The organism is Variovorax sp. KBW07, from assembly GCF_003852515.1.
Taxonomy (GTDB): domain Bacteria; phylum Pseudomonadota; class Gammaproteobacteria; order Burkholderiales; family Burkholderiaceae_C; genus Variovorax.
Window position 1 is genome coordinate 13,471 of sequence record NZ_QAJK01000047.1, and the last position, 18,646, is coordinate 32,116.

The window sequence follows — 18,646 nt, forward strand, 5'->3', positions numbered from 1 at the left end:
TTCAGCCAGTCGCTCAGCTTGCGTCGCCGTCGTTGCTCAGCTTCGGCAGCGATGCGCCTTCGCTGGCCGTCAGCAGGCCGGTGCGGGTGTAGATCGCCAACTTCTCGCGCGTGTCGACGATGTCCAGGTTGCGCATCGTCAGCTGGCCGATGCGGTCGAGCGGCGTGAAGGCGCCTTCGACCTTTTCCATGCTCAGGCGCTCGGGCTTGTACGTGAGGTTGGGCGACTCGGTGTTCAGGATCGAGTAGTCGTTGCCGCGGCGCAGCTCGACCGTCACTTCGCCGGTGATGGCGCGTGCCACCCAGCGCTGTGCCGTCTCGCGCAGCATGATGGCTTGCGGGTCGAACCAGCGGCCCTGGTACAGCAGCCGGCCGAGGCGGCGGCCGCTGTCGCGGTACTGCTCGATCGTGTCTTCGTTGTGGATGCCGGTCACCAGGCGCTCGTAGGCAATGAACAGCAGCGCGAGGCCCGGGGCCTCGTAGATGCCGCGGCTCTTGGCTTCGATGATGCGGTTCTCGATCTGGTCGCTCATGCCCAAGCCGTGGCGCCCGCCGATGCGGTTGGCTTCGAGGATCAGCTCGACCAGGCTGGGGAAGCTCTTGCCGTTCAGCGCGACGGGCACGCCTTCTTCGAAGCGCACCGAGACGGTTTCGCGCTTGACCTCGACTTCGTCTTTCCAGAACGCGACGCCCATGATGGGCTGCACGATCTGCATGCCGCTGTTCAGGTGCTCGAGGTCTTTGGCCTCGTGCGTGGCGCCCAGCATGTTCGAGTCGGTCGAGTAGGCCTTCTCGGACGACATCTTGTAGGCGAAGCCGGCCTTCTGCATGAACTCCGACATTTCCTTGCGGCCGCCGAGCTCGTCGATGAAGACCTGGTCGAGCCAGGGCTTGTAGATCTTCAGCGCGGGGTTGGTGAGCAGGCCGTAGCGGTAGAAGCGCTCGATGTCGTTGCCCTTGTAGGTGCTGCCGTCGCCCCAGATGTTGACGTCGTCTTCCTTCATGGCCGACACCAGCATGGTGCCGGTTACCGCGCGGCCCAGCGGCGTGGTGTTGAAGTAGGTCACGCCCGCGGTGGTCACGTGGAAGGCGCCGGCCTGCAGCGCGGCGATGCCTTCGTTGGCCAGCTGCACGCGGCAGTCGATCAGGCGGGCGTTCTCGGCGCCGTAGAGCATCGCCTTGCGCGGAATCTCGTCGTAGTCGGGCTCGTCGGGCTGGCCGAGGTTGGCGGTGTAGGCGTAGGGAATGGCGCCCTTGTTGCGCATCCAGTGGAGCGCCGCGCTGGTGTCCAGGCCGCCGGAAAAGGCAATGCCGACCTTCTGGCCGGCGGGAACGTTTTGGAGAATGGTCGACATGATGGGAGTTCCGTTGGTGGTGGCGCGATTCAATGGTTCATGACATTCGTGGCACGACTCTACGCCGTGGATACCGTGGAACCGGCTTTGCCGGGCCACTGGTATCGCCCCCTGCAAGGGGGTTGGAGAAGCGACACGAAGTGCGCGAAGCCTGGGGGTTTACCCAAAATGGCAGATATAGCTGTAGGGCTCGCCGGCCACCCGGATCTGGAAGCTCGAATTGCCCGGCACGTTGAATTTCTGGCCCGGGCCCGAAGCCACCCATTCGGTGGTGCCGGCCAGCAGGTATTCGCAGCTGCCCGACGTGCCTTCCATGATTTCCGGGGCGCCGGTGTTGAAGGTGAGGGTGGACGGGAGAATCACGCCGACCGATTTTTTCGTGCCGTCCGCGAGCGTGAGGCCGTGGCTCACGCACTTGCCGTCGAAATACACATTGGCCTTGGTGGCCACTGCGGCGCTGTTCAGTGTTTCGGTAATCGTCGTCATTGGGTGGCGCCGGCGCCGGGGCGGTCGGCAGATCGAGGACGCACCGCAGCGGCGGCGCACCCGTCAAGGGTTGGAAAAGTCCTCGATTTTAGGGGCTCGGACGATGCGGGCCCCGCACCCGGTCGATCAGCGGTGCCAGCCGCGGTAGCCGCCACCCCAGCCGCGATAGCCGTAGCCCCGGTAGTAGCCGCCGCCCCAACCGCGCGAGTAGCCGAGGTTCAGCGAGATGCCGACCGGCGGGTAGGCGTACGGATAGGCGTACGGGTAGCTGTAGGCCGGCTGCACGTAGACCGGCGCGGCATACACCGGCGCCGGCTGGTAGACGGGGGCGGGGGCGCTGGAAACCACCACGCCCGGCTCGGGCACCACGTTGTCCCAGGGTGAGCCGCCGGCCTGCTGTGGCTGCTGGTACTGCGGCTGGTATTGCTGCTGATATTGCGGCTGGTATTGCCCGTTATCGGCTTCGACCGGGTAGGCCTGCATTTGCGACTGCGGCGCGACCGGCGAGGTCGTCACACCGTAGGCGCTGGCCTGGACCGCGATGGTCGAGCCCGGCCGGGTGGCGGTACGGGTGGTGTACTGGCGGCCGTTGTATTCGTAGGTAACGTTGTAGTTGACCTCGCTGCCGGTCGTTTCGCGGATCGGCGTGGCCGAGATCACCCGGGCCTGGACGTACTGCGACTGCTGGGCATGCACGAGGCCCGCGCCGCCCGCGAGCGCGCCGGCCACGGAAAGGCCGGCAAGGGTGCGAAAAACGTGTTTGTTCATGGTGTGTCTCTCCTGCAGATCGCTGTTGGAGGCCGGGCGGCGGGGCGGGTTCCGGGGTTTACACGGCGTTGACAGCCCAGGCGTCGGCGTCGAACCCTGTCGTAACGCCGGTTTTGGCGCCCCAGTTGACCACCGGCCGCTTGATCAGGCTGGGGTTGGCCAGCAACACCGGGCGGGCCGATGCGGCATCGATCACCGCGTTGCGGGTGGCGTCGTCCAGCTTGCGCCAGGTGGTGCCCTTGCGGTTGACCAGGGCCTCCCAGCCGGGCTTTTTCAGCCATTGGTCGAGCTCGGCCTCGGGCACGCCCTGTTTCTTGAAATCGTGGAAGGTGTAGGCCACGCCATGTTCGTCGAGCCAGGCGCGGGCGCGCTTGACGGTGTCGCAGTTCGGAATGCCGTATAGGGTTGTCATGCCCTCGATGATGCCCCGGGCGGCGGGTCGGCGACAATGCCGGCCTCCATGGAAACCCTTAACGACTGGCTCGCGCGCGCCGAGCACCTTCATCCCGACAAGATCGAGCTCGGGCTCGATCGCGCCAAAGAGATGGCGCAGCGTCTGGGCCTGCGTTTCGACTGCCCCGTCATCACGGTGGCGGGCACCAACGGCAAGGGCTCGACCTGCGCCATGCTCGAGTCGATCCTGACGCACGCGGGCTACCGCACGGCCGTGTTCACCTCGCCGCACCTGGTGCGCTTCGAAGAGCGGCTGCGCCTCAAGTGCGAGTCGGTCGATGCTTCCAAACTCATAGCAAGCTTCGAAGTGGTGGAGAAGGCGCGCGGCGACATGGCCCTGACCTACTTCGAGTTCACCACGCTTGGCATCCTGCATTGCATGATCCAGGAGAAGCCCGACGTGGCGATTCTCGAGGTCGGCCTGGGCGGGCGGCTCGACGCGGTCAACATCATCGACGCCGACTGCTCGGTCATCACCAGCATCGACCTCGACCACATGGAATACCTCGGGCCCGACCGCGAGAGCATCGGCTTCGAAAAGGCCGGCATCCTGCGCGCCGGCAAGCCGGCCATCGTGAGCGACCCGATGCCGCCGCAAAGCGTGATCGACCACGCGAAGGCCATCGGCGCCGATCTGTGGCGCTTCGGCACCGACTTCAACGTGTCGGGCGACAAGCAGCAGTGGGGCTGGTCGGGCCGTGGCCGGCGCTACAGCGGGCTGGCCTATCCGGCGCTGCGCGGCGCCAATCAGCTCGTCAACGCGGCGGGCGTGCTCGCGGCGCTCGAAGCGCTGCGGCCCCAACTGCCGATCACCGCGCAGGCGGTGCGCAACGGGCTGGCCATGGTCGAACTGCCGGGCCGCTTCCAGATCGTGCCGGGCGAGCCCACGCTGGTGCTCGACGTGGCGCACAACGCCCACGCCGTGGCCGCACTGGCCGAGAACCTCGACGCGATGGGCTTTTCGCCCACGACGCACGGCGTGTTCGGTGTCATGGCCGACAAGGACCTCGCACCCATCCTGGCCCGCATCGGGCCGATGATCGACCGCTGGTATTTCACCGACCTGCCCACGCCGCGCGCCGCCAAGGCGGCCGACTTGCTGGCCGCCTGGCAGGTGCAGAACAAGCGCGCCGATGCCTCCGGCAGCGTGCACGCAAGCCCGATGGATGCGTTGCGCGCAGCCATCGAGCAGGCGGACCCCACTGATAGAATCGTCGTCTTCGGATCGTTCTTCACCGTGGGTGGCGTGCTCGAAAACGGCACCCCCCGGCTGCAAGCCAAACACCTGCTGCCAGGCGGCTGATCGTCAGGCTGTCCACACCATCTGGCACCACCTCGCTGCACTCCTTCAGGGATCGAACTTCATGGCGTTTTTCAAGTTCCGCACGCGCGGCCCGCAAGGCAACGAAGGACGCGGCGCCCCGGCTGCCGTCCCCGCGGAAAGTGTCGAAACCATGCGTCGCCGCGCACGCCACCGGCTGCTCGGCGCAGCGGTGCTGGTGCTGTTGGGCGTGATCGGTTTCCCGCTGCTGTTCGATACCCAGCCGCGCCCGGTGTCGGTCGACATTCCCATCGAGATTCCCGACCGCAACAAGGTCAAGCCGCTGCCCGTGCCCGCCACGCCGGCACCGGCCGCCACCACCGCGCCTGCAGCGCCCGACAACAGCTCGCGCGTTGCGGCTGCGTCGTCGGCCGGCGGCATGATCACCGAGACCGCCGACGGCACCGTCATCGAGTCCGGCAGGCCGGCGGCCAGCACGGCACCCGCTCCCGCACCGGTCGAGCGCAAGCCCGATCCAAAGCCTGAACCGAAGCCCGAGCCCAAACCGGAGCCGAAGCCCGAACACAAGCCGGAACCCAAGCCCGAGCCCAAGCCGAAGCCTGAACCCAAGCCAGAACCCAAGCCCGCAGCGCCCAAGCCGTCCGCCGTGGACGACGGTGCCCGTGCCCGCGCGTTGCTCGAAGGCAAGCCCATCAGCGCCGCGACGCCCGCTGCAGCCGCCGCAACGCCGAAGCCGGCCGCGGCCGACGACGGCGCCGGCCGCTTCGTGGTGCAGGTTGGCGCGTTCGCCGATGCCGACAAGGCGCGCGAAGTGCGCCAGAAGCTCGAGAAGGCCGGCCTCAAGACCTATGTGAACGTGGCGAAGACGGCCGATGGCGAGCGCACGCGTGTGCGTGTCGGTCCGTTCGGTTCACGCGCCGAGGCGGACAAGGCCGCCGAGCGCGTCAAGGGCTTGTCTTTGTCGGCCGCGATCCTCACCTTGTAATCGCCACAGCCTGTCGCCGTGGCCTTGTTCGACTGGATTGCTGTCGCGCTCATCGCGGTGTCGATGCTGTTCGGCCTGATGCGCGGGCTGGTGTTCGAAGTGATGTCCCTGATCGGCTGGGTGGCCGCATTCATCGCCGCCCAGTGGCTGGCTTCCGGCGTGGCGGCATGGCTGCCATTCGGCGAACCCGAGGCCGCGTGGCGCTATCCGCTGGCCTTCGTGCTGGTGTTCGTGGGCGTGGTGTTTGGCGTGGGCCTGGTGGCCGCGCTCACGCGCAAGCTGATCACCGCGGTGGGGCTGCGGCCGGTGGACCGTATTTTGGGAGCAGCGTTCGGTGCAGCGCGGGGTGCGGTGGCCCTGCTCGTGCTGGCGGTCGTTGTTCATTTGCTGGTGTTGAGCGACAGTGCCTGGTGGCATGAATCGCGCAGCGCCATTGTTCTCGATGCGGCATTGCAGGGCCTGAAACCCGCATTGCCTGAAAAATTGGCAAGCTACCTGCCCTGAGAGGAATCGTTTCATGTGTGGAATCGTCGGCGTTGTCAGCAGCGCACCCGTCAACCAGTTGCTCTATGACGCATTGCTGCTCCTGCAGCATCGCGGCCAGGACGCGGCCGGCATCGTGACCTTGCTCGAACGCAAGTTCTTCATGCACAAGGCCAAGGGCATGGTGCGCGACGTGTTCCGCACCCGCAACATGCGCGCGCTGCCGGGCAACGTGGGCCTGGGCCAGGTGCGCTACCCCACCGCGGGCAATGCGTACAGCGAAGAAGAGGCCCAGCCCTTCTACGTGAACGCGCCCTTCGGCATCGTGCTCGTGCACAACGGCAACCTGACCAACGCGCACGCACTGCGCGCAGAGCTGTTCTCCACCGACCACCGCCATACCAACACCGAGAGCGACTCCGAAGTGCTGCTCAACGTGCTGGCGCACGAACTGGAGCGCTCGTCGCGCGGCGTGCCGCTGCACCCGGCCGAAGTGTTCGCCGCGGTCAAGAACATGCACAAGCGCCTGCGCGGCTCGTATGCCGTGGTTGCGCTCATCGCCGGCCATGGCCTGCTCGCCTTCCGCGATCCGTACGGCATTCGCCCGCTGTCGATGGGCCGCAGCGCCGACGGCACGGTCATGGTGGCCAGCGAATCGGTCGCGCTCGAAGGCTCGGGCCACGTGTTCGAACGCAACATCGATCCGGGCGAAGCCGTGTTCGTCGACCTCGAAGGCAAGGTGCACTCGATGCAATGCGCCGAGGCGCCCACGCTCAACCCCTGCATCTTCGAATTCGTCTACCTGGCGCGGCCCGACTCGGTGCTCGACGGCATCTCGGTCTACCAGGCGCGCCTGAACCTGGGCGAGACGCTGGCCAAGCGCGTGGTGTCCACCGTGCCGCCGAACCAGATCGACGTGATCATCCCGATTCCCGAATCGAGCCGCCCGAGCGCCACGCAACTCGCGCACCTGTTGGGCGTGCCGTACCGCGAAGGCTTCGTGAAGAACCGCTACGTGGGCCGCACTTTCATCATGCCGGGGCAGGGCGTGCGCAAGAAGTCGGTGCGCCAGAAGCTCAACGTGATCGCCAGCGAGTTCAAGGGCCGCAACGTGCTGCTGGTCGACGACTCCATCGTGCGCGGCACGACCAGCCGCGAAATCGTGCAGATGGCACGCGACGCCGGCGCCCGCAAGGTCTACCTGGCCAGCGCCGCGCCGCCGGTGCGCTACCCCAACGTCTACGGCATCGACATGCCGACCAAGGACGAGCTGGTGGCGCACGACCGCACCATCGAGGAAATCCGTGAGCTCATCGGCTGCGATGCGCTGATCTATCAAGACGTGGACGCCATGAAGCGCGCCATCGGTTCGCTCAACCCCAAGCTCGACGGCTTCGACGCCTCGTGCTTCGACGGCGTCTACGTGACGGGCGACATCGACACCGCCGCCATCTCGCGCATGAACGGCAACCGCCCCCGCGTCGAAGAGACCGAAGAAGACTCTTCGCGCCTGGCGCTCCCCAACCCGAGCGAGTGAGGGCCGCGAAATGACCGACGAACGAACCCTGCCGCCCGGACTGCATCGCGACACGCTCGCGCTGCGCTCGGGCCTCGCACCGAGCCAGTACGGCGAGCACTCCGAAGCGCTGTTTCTCACGAGCGGCTTCGTGCAGCCCGATGCCGAGACCGCCGCGCGCCGCTTTGCCGGCGCCGAGGCGGGCTTTACCTATTCGCGCACCTCCAACCCGACGGTGACCAGCTTCGAGCAGCGCATTGCGGCGCTCGAAGGCACGGAAGCCGCCATTGGCGCCTCCACGGGCATGGGCGCGATCCTCATGATGTGCATGGGCCTGCTCAAGGCCGGTGACCACGTGGTCTGCTCGCGCTCGGTGTTCGGCTCCACGCTGAACCTGTTCGGCAAGGAGTTCGCCAAGTTCGGCGTCGAGACCACCTTCGTCTCGCAGGCCGACGTGGCCGAATGGCGCGCGGCCCTCAAGCCCAACACCAGGTTGCTGTTCGCCGAAACGCCGACCAATCCGCTGACCGACGTGTGCGACATCCGGGCGCTGGCCGACCTGGCGCATGGCGCCGGCGCGCTGCTGGCGGTCGACAACTGCTTTTGCACGCCCGCGCTGCAGCGTCCGGCCGAACTCGGTGCCGACCTGGTCATTCACTCCGGCACCAAACATCTCGACGGCCAGGGCCGCGTGATGGCCGGTGCGATCTGCGGTCCGTCGAAGCTCATCGTCGACGTGTTCGGTCCGGTGGTTCGCACCGCCGGCATGGCGCTGTCGCCGTTCAACGCATGGGTCGTGCTCAAGGGCATGGAAACGCTGGGCATCCGCATGCAGGCGCAGTGCGCGAATGCATTGGCCGTGGCGCAGTGGCTCGAAAAGCAGCCCGGCATTGCCCGCGTGTACTACCCCGGCCTGGCGTCGCATCCGCAGCACGAACTGGCCATGCGCCAGCAGTCGGGGCAGGGCGGGGCGGTGGTGTCCTTCGACGTGATCGGCGACGACGCCGAGACGGCGCGCGCCAATGCCTTCCACGTGATCAACAGCACGCGCGTGGTGAGCATCGCCACCAACCTGGGCGATACCAAAACCATCATCACGCACCCCGGCACCACGTCGCACGGGCGCCTGACCGAAGTGCAGCGGCAAGCCGCCGGCATCGGCCAGGGCCTGATCCGCCTCGCGGTCGGCCTCGAGTACATCGACGACATCACGGCCGACCTGCAGCGCGGCCTGAGCACCCTGAATTCCTGAATCGAGTTTCATGACCGGCAAAGTTCGCACCCGCATCGCACCGTCTCCCACCGGCTTTCTTCACCTGGGCACGGCCCGCACAGCGCTCTATTCGTGGGCCTATGCACGTCACCATGGCGGCGAGTTCGTGCTGCGCATCGAAGACACCGACGTGGCCCGCTCCACGCAAGACTCGACCGACCAGATCCTGGCCTCCATGCACTGGCTCGGCCTCGACTACGACGAAGGCCCGATCTATCAGATGCAGCGCCTGGAGCGCTACCGCGAAGTCATTGCGCAGATGCTCGCGGCCGGCACGGCCTACCACTGCTACTGCACGCCGGCCGAGCTCGAAGAGATGCGTGAAGCGCAACGCGCGCGCAACGAAAAAACGCTGTACGACCGCCGCTGGCGTCCCGAGCCGGGCAAGGTGCTGCCGCCCGTGCCCGAAGGCGTGCCGCCCGTGGTGCGCTTCTGCAATCCGCCCGAAGGCGACGTGACGTGGAACGACGTCGTCAAGGGCGAGATCACCATCAACAACCGCGAGATCGACGACCTCATCATCTTGCGGCCCGACGGTGTGCCCACCTACAACTTCGCGGTGGTGGTCGACGACTGGGACATGAACATCACGCACGTGTTCCGCGGTGACGAGCACATCAACAACACGCCGTGGCAGATCAACATCTTCCGCGCGCTCGGCGCACCGCTGCCGCAGTTCGGCCATGTGCCGGTGATTCTTGGCGACGACGGACAGAAGCTGTCGAAGCGCCGCGGCGCCGTGAGCGTCACGGCCTACGAAGAAAACGGCTACCTGCCCGAAGCGATGCTGAACTACCTCGCGCGCCTGGGCTGGAGCCATGGCGACGACGAGCTGTTCACGCGCGAGCAGATGGTGAGCTGGTTCGATGGCTCGCACCTGTCGAAGAGCCCCGCACAATGGGATGCGGCCAAGCTGGCATGGGTCAATGCACAGTACATCAAGGCGAAGACCGGCGAAGAACTCGCACCACTCGTTGCAGCACAGTTGCAAAAGCGCGGCATCGTCGCCGATGAAAGATTGCCCGCAATCTGCGCGTTGTTCAAGGACCGCTGCGAGACGACGGTGGCACTCGCCGGCTGGGCCGCGGCCTTCTATTCGGACATCGAAGTGAGCGATGCAGATCGCGCGCAGCACATCACCGATGCGGTGAAGCCCGCGATTGCAACGCTCGCAGAAAAATTGATGACGGTGACCTGGGATAGGCCCTCAATCGCAGTTATCATCAAGGAAGTCCTCGCGACACACGCACTAAAAATGCCAGTGTTAGCGATGCCAGTACGAGTGCTTGTGATGGGAACATCGCAGACACCGTCCCTCGATTCAGTCCTCGAAATTTTTTCCCGCGAAAAAGTTATCGAACGATTGAAAAAGGCCTGAAATTTCGGGCTATAATTTGAGGCTCGACACCGGCACGGGGGTATAGCTCAGCTGGGAGAGCGCTTGCATGGCATGCAAGAGGTCATCGGTTCGATCCCGTTTACCTCCACCATTAAAGTGTCGAGAAGAGAAGAAGTGCTGATCGCAGCACGGTTCCTAAGGTTTTGACCCTATCGTCTAGAGGCCTAGGACACCACCCTTTCACGGTGGCTACCGGGGTTCGAATCCCCGTAGGGTCGCCAGTTTCACGCAAGTGAAGCGGGCACGAGTTGTCAACACTCGGCTTCGCAAGAAGCGAACGTTGTCTACCAGGAGTGGTAGTTCAGTTGGTTAGAATACCGGCCTGTCACGCCGGGGGTCGCGGGTTCGAGTCCCGTCCACTCCGCCAGTCAGAAACCCTTGCAGTTCATTCGAGCTGCAAGGGTTTTTCACTTTCTGGCCTGCTTGAATTCATCGCAGCCCTCTCGCTCGGATCCCGAACGTTGCAGCGCGCATCGACGATGTGGCCTGGCGTCCGGTAACCTGCCGCACATGGGCGAATTTCTTTCCTTCTGGTTGCTGCGCATTGCCGGTGCAGTCCTCGAGTTGAGGCTGCTGAAGAGCGACGACCAAGGGTTCAAGGTTGGACTCATCGCAGCAGGTCTCGTCATCGTCGGGTGCCTGATTGCGATGTCGATCTACGCGTAGCACTTCGCTGAAGCTTCAAAGCCGCCGTGAGCAATCGTGGCGGTTTTTTTGTTGGCGTTGTGCGCGAGTCCCTGGAGGCGAGGTGAGAGCGCGACGCTACGGTTCAGGCGGCGTGCCGAATGCCGCGCTCGGCCTCATCGCGATTCCATCCGGGCCGTCAGTTCATCGGTCCTCACGCTGCGGCTCGACACCGCGAAATCGACTGCGCTCTTGTTGCTCGCGTGAGCGCAAGTGCCGTAGATTTGCATGCGCTGCGACAGGTGTGTCGATAGCCGATGGGCTGCAGGAGCGGATTAAGTTGGGTCCGACCCGCGACAACAGCAGCCCGTTGTGCGTGATCTCTCTGGCCCCGCGTGAAGCGAAGAAGACGCTGTTGCTCGATTGCGTTTCGCAACGGAACCCTTCAGGCAGCCGATCCGATGATGTCGACACGCGCAAGCGGGCCCGATTGCGCGCTCATGCCCGACCTCGACGATGTGGCGGACAACCGTTTTTTCCCGAAAAGCGATGTGCGATTCGACTTTCTTCGCGACCTCTGCGACGGTAAGCAATGCAAATTCTTCCGCGGCTTCCGAAGCTCTCGTTCTCACACGTGAAAACGATCCGATGCGCTTCTACAGGCCATCCGATCGCATTCGCCTCACGCGTTCGCCAAGCGAAAACGATGCAAAAACGACACATCGAAGGGTCTTCAAATCGAGTCCGTTGCGTAGGCCCTCTCGCAGTCGAATAAACTCCGCCCCGCTTGCAGCTTGTATTCGTGCTGCGCCGCCATAGGCAACATGGCGAAATCAAACCTAATAGGAACTCAGTTGAACCGCATCGAACTCGTCGAAAAAATCGTCACTGCCCACAACGTCAGCAAGGCTGAAGCCGCGCGCATTCTCGAGACCGTCACCGGCTCGATCGTCGCCGCAGTGAAGAAGGGTGACCCCGTGCAGATCGTCGGCTTCGGCACTTTCAAGCAAGTGGCGCGCGCCGCACGCTCGGGCTTCAACCCCAGCGCCGGTACCAAGATCAAGATCGCCGCACAGAAGGTGCCGAAGTTCGTGCCGGGCGCTGCCTTCAAGGCTGCCGTGGACCCGAAGGCTGCCAAGCGCAAGGCCGACAAGGCCGTGACCGCAAAGCCGGCTGCCAAGGCCGCTGCAAAGCCCGCCGCCAAGCCCGCAGCAGCCAAGAAGGCTGCAGCAGCACCCGCCGCCAAGAAGGCCGTGGCTGCAAAGAAGAAGTAAGTCATGCATTGCGGCCCTGAGCCGCATATGCAGAAACTGAAAAAGGCCCCGAGGGGCCTTTTTTGCTTTTGTGCGCGCGGCGCAAGAGGCCGCAGTCTCAGGGCTGCATGGGCTCGATCACGCCCTCGCTCAGGTAGCGCTGGTATTCCGCGATGGGGATCGCCGTGGTCTGCGTGCTGCCGGCATCGCCCCAGCTCAGCACCGCGCTGTCAGGCGCGAGTTCGACCTCGATGGGGCCCAGGGGAATGAGGATCAGGGGACCGTCTCCGGCCCGGTATTCGACATTTCCGGTGACTTTCGCGTTCGCTGGCATAGGTTCGTTCCTCGGGTGTAGGGGGCGGGAACACCAGCTTATCGCGTTGGCGCGAACTGCGGGTCGTCGGGCTCTGGCAAAGCGTGTAGGCCGGACGGCCGTGCGCGTTGGTCACATCGGCGTCACGCACGGCGTGGCACGCTCGCCGATTTCTCCCGCTGCGCAGCGGACAGACACGGCAAGGCTTGAATGAAGAAGCGACTCTGGGTCTTCGCCATCCCGATGGCTTGCCTGTTGGCACTCGTGGTTGCCGGCACCATTGCATGGCACTTCACGGCCGATCGGGGCAGCAGCATCGGCATCGCGACGTCGAGCCCCGCGCTCGAAATCCGCTGGCACGGTGGCGGCATCGTCCTGCAGGGCAGCGTGCCCGACGAGGCCACGCAACGCACGCTGGCGGAAGGTGCCGCGGCGCGCCTCGGCGGCGAGTCCGACCAGGTGACCGACTGGCTCGACATCACGCCCACGGCACTGCCGGTTGCCGACGCAGCGGCGCTGGCGAAGCTCATCCAGCTCGGTCAGGAGGGCTGGCACCTGCAACGGCGATCCGCCGAAGGCTGGCTGGCCGTGCCGCCGCTCACCGACGAGCGCAGCGCCCAGGCCCGTGCGCTGTTGCAAACCGCCTTCGGCCCCGGCGTGGCCACGCGCCTGATCGCCTTGCCCTGAAGAGCCCACGGGCCCACGGGGCAAAGGGATTCACGGCGTCGTCATCTGCCGGCCCCAGCATCCGCCGAATCCGAAAACAGAGGAGAAGGTCCATGCATTCGTCTTTGAAGCACCTCGCAGTGGCGGGTGTCGTCCTGGCCACGCTGACTGCCTGTGGCGGCAGCAGCAACTCGAATGGTTTCTTTCCGTTTCTGCCGCCACCCGCCGCGCCGGCGACGCCCGAAACGCCGGGCAGCATCGACGTGAAGCTCATCGCCTTCAACGACCTGCACGGCAACCTCGAGCCGCCCAAGATGTCGATCACCGCGCCGGCCAAGGGCGGCGGCACGGTGTCGGTGCCCGCCGGCGGTGCGGCCTACCTGGCTTCGGCCGTGGCGTCGCTCAAGGCCAAGAACGAAAACAACGCGGTGGTGTCGGCCGGCGACATGATCGGTGCCTCGCCGCTGGTGTCGGCGCTGTTCCTCGACGAGTCGACCATCGAGGCCGTGAACGCGATGAAGATCGACTTCAACGCAGTCGGCAACCACGAGTTCGACAAGGGCCAGACCGAACTGCTGCGCATGAAGAACGGCGGTTGCGCCAAGAACACCGCGCTGGAGCCCTGCCGCGTCAACAAGGCCTTTCCGGGCGCCAACTTCGGCTTCCTTTCTGCGAACACGGTAAAGACCGACGGCAACACGCTGTTTCCCGCCACCGGCATGAAGAGCTTCACCAAGGGCGGTGCCACGGTGAAGGTGGCGTTCATCGGCATGACGCTGAAGGGCACGCCCAACATCGTGACGCCGGCCGGCGTTGCGGGCCTGAGCTTCAAGGACGAGGCCGACACGGCCAACGCGCTGATTCCGCAGTTGAAGGCGCAGGGCGCCGATGCCATCGTGGTGGTGATCCACGAAGGCGGCATCACCGGCGTGGGCTACAACGACAAGAGCTGCGCCGGCCTGAGCGGCGACATCCTGCCGATTCTCGACAAGCTCGACACCGCGGTCGACGTCGTGATCTCCGGCCACACGCACCGCTCGTACGTGTGCGACTACGGCAAGATCAACCCGGCCAAGCCTTTCCTGCTGACCAGCGCCGGCCAGTACGGCACGCTGCTGACAGACATCAACCTGAGCATCGACACCCGCACGCGCAAGGTCACGGCCAAGGCCGCCGACAACGTGATCGTGCAGGGCGAGGCCTACACCAGCGGCGCCACCACCGTCGCGCTGACCGACCAGTACCCGAGCTTCGGCAAGAACCAGGAAGTGGCCTCGCTGATCAGCCAGTACTTGGCCATTGCCGGGCCGCTGGTGCAGCGCGTGGTGGGCTCGCTCACCACCACGGCAACGCGCACGCTGACCCCGTCCAGGGAAAGCGTGCTGGGCAACCTGATCGCCGATGCGCAGCTCGAGGCGACCAGCCCGGCCGGCAAGGGCGCCGCGCAAATCGCCTTCATGAACCCGGGCGGCGTTCGCGCCGACCTGGCGCCCGCCGCCGACCAGAGCGTGACCTACGGCCAGATCTTCGCGGTGCAGCCCTTCGGCAACAGCCTGGTGGTGAAGACCCTGACCGGCGCGCAGATCAACGCAGTGCTGGAGCAGCAGTTCAACAGCGGCAGCAACACCACCGCCGCGCCGAAGGTGCTGCTGCCTTCGCGCGGGCTGACCTATGCCTACAACCTCTCGGCACCCGCAGGCTCGCGCATCAGCGCGCTGGCGCTCAATGGCACGGCCATCGATCCGGCGGCGTTCTACCGCGTCACGATGAACAGCTTCCTGGCCACCGGCGGCGACAACTTCACCGTCTTCAACCAGGGCACCAACACCCTGGGCGGCGACCAGGACGTGGACGCCCTGGAGGCCTACATCAAGGCGCACAGCCCGCTGGTGCCCCCGGCCACCGACCGCATCACCGTGCTGCCCTGAGCCCGGCGCTCAGACCGTGGCCACGGCCACCAGCCGCATCGGTTGCGGCTTCCCGTAGACCAGGCTGCGCCACAGCCACTCGGCCGGCCCGAACCTGAAGCGCGCCAGCCACCAGCAACTGAACCACGCCTGCAGCGCGAAGATGGCCACGCTGCAGGCCGCAACCGCCACGAGCCCGAAGCGCGGCCCGATGCCCAGGCCGATGCCGTAGAACAGGCCCAGGCCGAACAGCGTTTGCGCGAGGTAGTGGGTCAGCGCCATGCGCCCCATCGGCGCGAGCTTGCGCAGCCAGTGCCGCCAGGCTGCGCGCTGGAACAGCAGCACGAAGGCGGCCATGTAGAACACGCCCTGCGCCAGCGGCGCGGTGTGGCGCAGCAGGCGCGTCACGGTCTTGCCCGCATCGCCGCCGCGCAGCCATCCACCCACCGCGCCTGCGGCGTGATGGTCCCGAAGGAGTAGCAACGCGGTCGCGACAAGGCTCACGGCCAGGCTCGCGGCGAACAGCCGGACCCAGAAGCGCCGGTGCGCCACCGACTCCTGCAGCACGCCCGCGCGGCCGATGGCCATGCCGATCAGCAGGCGCCCGAACACGAACAGCGGCAGCCACCACACAGCGATGCGCATGCGCATGTCGCGCGCCAGGTTGCCGTCGAGCATGGTCGACCACTGGTCGCTGCCGAAAGCGGCCAGGGCGCCCGCCGCCGATTGCGCTGGGCTGATCTGTGGCGGCAGCAGGTCGGGTGCGACCGGCTGCAGCAGCACCGGCATTGCCACGGCCACGAACACGCCGAGCGCGGCCAGCATGCGCGGCGACAACCGGGTGAAGGCGAGCAGCACCAGCCCGAACACCGCGTAGTAGCGCAGGATGTCGCCCCACCAGAACACCCAGGCGTGCACGAGGCCGATGGCCAGCAGGATCAGCATGCGCCGCACATACCGGCGCGTGCCCTCCGCCCTGGCCTCCGGGCGGCGCATCTGCATCGCGAAGCCGACACCGAACAGCAGCGAGAACAGCGTGATCGCGCGGGCATCGACCAGCAGTTCCATCGCCAGTTCTATCGCACGGTCCCATGCGGCGGTGGGCAACGCCGCCTGTGCGACCGGGGTGAGGAATTCGTAGAGCGAGAAGCTGCGCAGGTTGACCATCAGTACGCCAAACAGCGCGAAACCGCGCAGCGCGTCCAGCAGTTCGAGGCGGCGAATGCCGGCGGCGGGCGATGCGCGTCCGCGATCGGACGTGGCGCTGGGGTGGGTCAACGAACCGCCGGCGGCGGCGTAGCGCGGCAGGCTTGCGGGGTCGAATGTCATCGGGGTGCGCGTGTGGGAGGCAGGCGCACGGTTGCGAGTTTCAGGACGAAGCCGCTGGCGCCGGTTTCGCGATGCTATGAATCAGCATTGCATGAACATTGCGCGCTCTTTCTTCATTCGATCGGTTCATTCGGTCGGGGGCAGGCGAAGTCCCGCGACAAGAAGCGCCAGGCTCGCGCGAAACTCGCTTTCGGCATCGCTGCGCGTGGCGGCTGTGGCGATTTCGATCAGCAGCGGAAAACGCTCGCTCGGCAGCGCCTGGAAGCGCGCGATGGTGTCCGTGGCGGACTCGCCCGCCTGCAGCGTGAGCGGTCCCGCGAGATCGGCCTGCGCCACGCCCATGACGAGCGCCGACACGGCACGGAAAGCCACCAGCAGCGCCTGGCCCGACCGGCCGCTTCTTGCCAATGCCTGAAGCATGGCCTCCGCCGCCTCGAGCATGGCCGGGGAACGGCTGCGCCGCGTGAGGATGAGGGGAATCGCATGCGGATGCGCCCGAACCGCATGCCAGAGCGCGAAGGCGATGGTCTGGAGCGCTTGTTCCCAGCTCTCGTCGCCTGCAAGCGACCAGCGTGCCTCGCCGATGACGGCCTCGACCACCAGCACGTCGAGCTCTTCGCGTTGCGAGACGTAGTTGTACAGCGTCATGGCACCCGTATCGAGCGCGCTGGCCAGGGCACGCATCGACAGGCCGGCAAGGCCGTGCGCGTCGACGATGGCCAGGGCTGCGGTTTGCAACTGGGGTCGGGTGAACTTTGCGGGACGGCCCATGTTTTCCTTGACCGGATTTCAAAAGCAAAAGTATAGTTCTATACGTACGGTGTACGTTAATTGGCGATGCCCGTTCATAACCCGGAATCAAATCATGAAACTCCTGCCTGGCGACATGGCTCCCGCGATCGCGTTGCAAACCATCGCAGGCCGATCGATTGCTATCCCCAACCCGTCGGCGCGATTCGTTCATCTGCAATTTCGCCGGTTCGCGGGTTGCCCTGTCTGCAACTTCCACCTCATGACGCTGGCCCGGCGGCAGCCGGAAATCGAGGCAGCAGGCATTCACCAGGTGGTGCTGTTCCACTCGTCGAAGGAAGAAATGCGCAAGTACCAGGCGCAACTTCCGTTCGATTGCGTTGCCGACCTGGGCAAGAAGCACTACCGGCAGTTCGGTGTCGAGAACTCGGTGCTTGCGTTGCTGAACCCTCGCGTGTTCTGGAGCGGAATGCGCTGGGTGCTGGCGTCGCGCCGTTTCTACAGGAAGGCCGAGAACGGCATCACCGGCCTGCCGGCCGACTTTCTCATCGACAGCGGGGGAAGAGTCGTCGCGTGCAACTACGGCACCCATGCCGATGATCAGTGGGACGCCGACGAACTGCTGAAGCTCGCGGCGGATGCGGGCCACGTCACACCGAAGCCGTGGCGCGCGAGTGCCTTGCCGAACGCCGAGTAGAACCGCTGCCCGTCAGGCCCCTGTGTTTGCTGCCGGCGCCTGCCGCAGCCGGTAGTCGCGCGGTGCCACGCCGTGGTGCCGCCGGAATGCGGCCGTGAAACGGCCGTGGCACTCCCACCCCGCTTCCGCCGCGATCGCCTGCACGCTGAGCTGTGTGTCGCGCAGCAGGCGCGCAGCCAGTGCCAGCCGCTCGGCGACCAGCAAGCCGTAGACGGTCGTGCCCTCGGCCTCACGCACATGCGACTGCAGCCGGCTGGTGCGAAGGTCGAGGCGCTGCGCAAGTTCGTCGACCGTCCACGCACGCGCGGGCGCCTCGCCGAGCAGCGCGCGCAACCTGCGCACCGTGCCGGCCGCGGCGCTGTTGCCGCTGCTGGTGTCGCGTTCGTCGGAGCGCGCGGGGCGCAGCAACTGGTCGAGGTCGAGCAGCACGCAGGTCAGCAGCTCGGTTGCGCGCGCATGGAACAGCGGCACGAAGGCCGGGCGGTCGGTGGGCTCGTCGCGAATGCGTGCCAGGCAGTCGCGCACGCGCGGCGTGAGCGCCGCATTGCACAGCACGCGCCCGTCGTCGCGCTCGACCAGCTCGCTCATCTGCCGCGCGGGCAGCCGCACGCCCAGCGCATGCAGCCAGCGCGGCAGCAGTTCGCGCCGCAAACGGAACTGCACGAAGTTGTTGCGGCAGGCGCCGGGAATGTGAATGAGGTAGCCACCGTCGCGGTTGGGCGTGCGCAGCAGGGCACGGTCGACGCGAAAGTCCAGCGGCCGGCCCTGCGTGCTGCCGATCTCTCCAGTGACGTGGCCCGAAAGGAAGAAGGTCAGCAGCAGCTCGTCGCCCGGGGGAAGCTGCACATGCAGGTCGTCGTTGAGCCGGAAGTCGAAGTACAGCGCGCTGGCGCCTTCCCACGGCACGGTGCGCAGCCGCAGGATGCGGCCACCGTCGCTGGGCCAGCGCACCTCGCGGCTGGCGCCATCGTGCAGGGCCGGGAGCGCCAGCGGGCGGTCCGAGGGCAGGCGGATCAGCGCGGCATTGAAGTCGTCTTCGCGCAGCGCGGTGGCGGCGAACGAAGAAGGCTGGATCGGCACAGTCTGCGGTTGGATCGGCATAGAGAAC

The 18,646-nt window shown here is 66.0% G+C and carries 19 protein-coding genes and 3 tRNA genes; 14 read left to right on the forward strand and 8 right to left on the reverse strand.

Annotated features, from left to right (window positions below):
* Positions 1-13: 13 nt before the first annotated feature.
* The 4 genes from argG to DBV14_RS11150 form a co-directional block, all read right to left on the reverse strand.
* Positions 14-1,354, reverse strand: a complete 1,341-nt coding sequence (gene argG / locus DBV14_RS11130; RefSeq protein WP_124459250.1) for an argininosuccinate synthase — start codon at positions 1,352-1,354, stop codon at positions 14-16.
* Positions 1,355-1,513: 159 nt separating this feature from the next.
* A complete protein-coding gene (locus DBV14_RS11140; RefSeq protein WP_124459251.1) occupies positions 1,514-1,840 on the reverse strand; it encodes a pyrimidine/purine nucleoside phosphorylase in 327 nt (108 codons plus the stop codon).
* Between the two features lie 126 nt (positions 1,841-1,966).
* Positions 1,967-2,608 carry a hypothetical protein gene (locus DBV14_RS11145; RefSeq protein WP_124459252.1) on the reverse strand — a complete coding sequence of 214 codons (642 nt, stop codon included), beginning with the start codon at positions 2,606-2,608 and terminating at the stop codon, positions 1,967-1,969.
* A gap of 58 nt (positions 2,609-2,666) precedes the next feature.
* Positions 2,667-3,020: an ArsC family reductase gene (locus tag DBV14_RS11150; RefSeq protein WP_124459253.1), complete on the reverse strand. Its 354-nt coding sequence runs from the start codon at positions 3,018-3,020 to the stop codon at positions 2,667-2,669.
* A 36-nt stretch (positions 3,021-3,056) separates the two neighbouring features.
* Here DBV14_RS11150 and folC point away from each other — a divergent pair, with 36 nt between their 5' ends.
* The 11 genes from folC to DBV14_RS11200 all read left to right on the forward strand — a co-directional run bounded on the left by folC (position 3,057) and on the right by DBV14_RS11200 (position 11,897).
* Positions 3,057-4,364 carry a bifunctional tetrahydrofolate synthase/dihydrofolate synthase gene (gene folC / locus DBV14_RS11155; protein WP_124459254.1) on the forward strand — a complete coding sequence of 436 codons (1,308 nt, stop codon included), beginning with the start codon at positions 3,057-3,059 and terminating at the stop codon, positions 4,362-4,364.
* A gap of 61 nt (positions 4,365-4,425) precedes the next feature.
* On the forward strand, positions 4,426-5,328 hold the full coding sequence (locus DBV14_RS11160) for an SPOR domain-containing protein (RefSeq protein ID WP_124459255.1): 903 nt from the start codon (positions 4,426-4,428) through the stop codon (positions 5,326-5,328).
* Between the two features lie 18 nt (positions 5,329-5,346).
* On the forward strand, positions 5,347-5,832 hold the full coding sequence (locus DBV14_RS11165) for a CvpA family protein (RefSeq protein WP_124459256.1): 486 nt from the start codon (positions 5,347-5,349) through the stop codon (positions 5,830-5,832).
* Between the two features lie 13 nt (positions 5,833-5,845).
* Positions 5,846-7,348, forward strand: coding sequence for an amidophosphoribosyltransferase (gene purF, locus DBV14_RS11170; RefSeq protein ID WP_124459257.1), 1,503 nt, complete (start codon positions 5,846-5,848; stop codon positions 7,346-7,348).
* Between the two features lie 10 nt (positions 7,349-7,358).
* A complete protein-coding gene (locus DBV14_RS11175) occupies positions 7,359-8,579 on the forward strand; it encodes an O-succinylhomoserine sulfhydrylase (RefSeq protein ID WP_124459258.1) in 1,221 nt (406 codons plus the stop codon).
* A gap of 10 nt (positions 8,580-8,589) precedes the next feature.
* Positions 8,590-9,978: a glutamate--tRNA ligase gene (gene gltX / locus DBV14_RS11180; RefSeq protein WP_124459259.1), complete on the forward strand. Its 1,389-nt coding sequence runs from the start codon at positions 8,590-8,592 to the stop codon at positions 9,976-9,978.
* Positions 9,979-10,014: 36 nt separating this feature from the next.
* Positions 10,015-10,090: transfer RNA gene (locus DBV14_RS11185), tRNA-Ala, on the forward strand.
* Between the two features lie 54 nt (positions 10,091-10,144).
* Positions 10,145-10,220, forward strand: a tRNA-Glu gene (locus DBV14_RS11190).
* A gap of 69 nt (positions 10,221-10,289) precedes the next feature.
* Positions 10,290-10,366, forward strand: a tRNA-Asp gene (locus DBV14_RS11195).
* A 143-nt stretch (positions 10,367-10,509) separates the two neighbouring features.
* Entirely contained in the window at positions 10,510-10,665 is a 156-nt protein-coding gene (locus DBV14_RS33390) for a hypothetical protein (RefSeq protein WP_185545993.1), read from the forward strand.
* 812 nt (positions 10,666-11,477) lie between these two features.
* Positions 11,478-11,897 (forward strand): HU family DNA-binding protein, encoded by a 420-nt coding sequence (locus DBV14_RS11200; protein WP_124459260.1) that lies wholly within the window; start codon positions 11,478-11,480, stop codon positions 11,895-11,897.
* Between the two features lie 97 nt (positions 11,898-11,994).
* On the opposite strand, the gene DBV14_RS11205 is transcribed toward DBV14_RS11200, so the two are convergent.
* Positions 11,995-12,210 carry a hypothetical protein gene (locus DBV14_RS11205; protein ID WP_124459261.1) on the reverse strand — a complete coding sequence of 72 codons (216 nt, stop codon included), beginning with the start codon at positions 12,208-12,210 and terminating at the stop codon, positions 11,995-11,997.
* A gap of 189 nt (positions 12,211-12,399) precedes the next feature.
* On the opposite strand from DBV14_RS11205, the gene DBV14_RS11210 reads away from it, so the two are divergent.
* Together DBV14_RS11210 and DBV14_RS11215 are read left to right on the forward strand one after the other, a co-directional pair.
* The gene (locus tag DBV14_RS11210; RefSeq protein ID WP_124459262.1) at positions 12,400-12,876 is read left to right on the forward strand and encodes a hypothetical protein; all 477 of its coding nucleotides are present in this window, start codon (positions 12,400-12,402) and stop codon (positions 12,874-12,876) included.
* Positions 12,877-12,968: 92 nt separating this feature from the next.
* A complete protein-coding gene (locus DBV14_RS11215) occupies positions 12,969-14,783 on the forward strand; it encodes a bifunctional UDP-sugar hydrolase/5'-nucleotidase (protein WP_124459263.1) in 1,815 nt (604 codons plus the stop codon).
* 9 nt (positions 14,784-14,792) lie between these two features.
* Here DBV14_RS11215 and DBV14_RS11220 read toward each other — a convergent pair whose 3' ends face one another.
* Together DBV14_RS11220 and DBV14_RS11225 are read right to left on the reverse strand one after the other, a co-directional pair.
* The gene (locus DBV14_RS11220) at positions 14,793-16,091 is read right to left on the reverse strand and encodes a DUF418 domain-containing protein (protein WP_124459264.1); all 1,299 of its coding nucleotides are present in this window, start codon (positions 16,089-16,091) and stop codon (positions 14,793-14,795) included.
* Between the two features lie 126 nt (positions 16,092-16,217).
* Positions 16,218-16,862, reverse strand: coding sequence for a TetR/AcrR family transcriptional regulator (locus DBV14_RS11225; protein WP_124459265.1), 645 nt, complete (start codon positions 16,860-16,862; stop codon positions 16,218-16,220).
* A 115-nt stretch (positions 16,863-16,977) separates the two neighbouring features.
* Here DBV14_RS11225 and DBV14_RS11230 point away from each other — a divergent pair, with 115 nt between their 5' ends.
* On the forward strand, positions 16,978-17,538 hold the full coding sequence (locus tag DBV14_RS11230) for a peroxiredoxin-like family protein (protein ID WP_260396979.1): 561 nt from the start codon (positions 16,978-16,980) through the stop codon (positions 17,536-17,538).
* A gap of 12 nt (positions 17,539-17,550) precedes the next feature.
* Here DBV14_RS11230 and DBV14_RS11235 read toward each other — a convergent pair whose 3' ends face one another.
* Positions 17,551-18,639: an AraC family transcriptional regulator gene (locus DBV14_RS11235; RefSeq protein WP_124459267.1), complete on the reverse strand. Its 1,089-nt coding sequence runs from the start codon at positions 18,637-18,639 to the stop codon at positions 17,551-17,553.
* Positions 18,640-18,646: the final 7 nt, after the last annotated feature.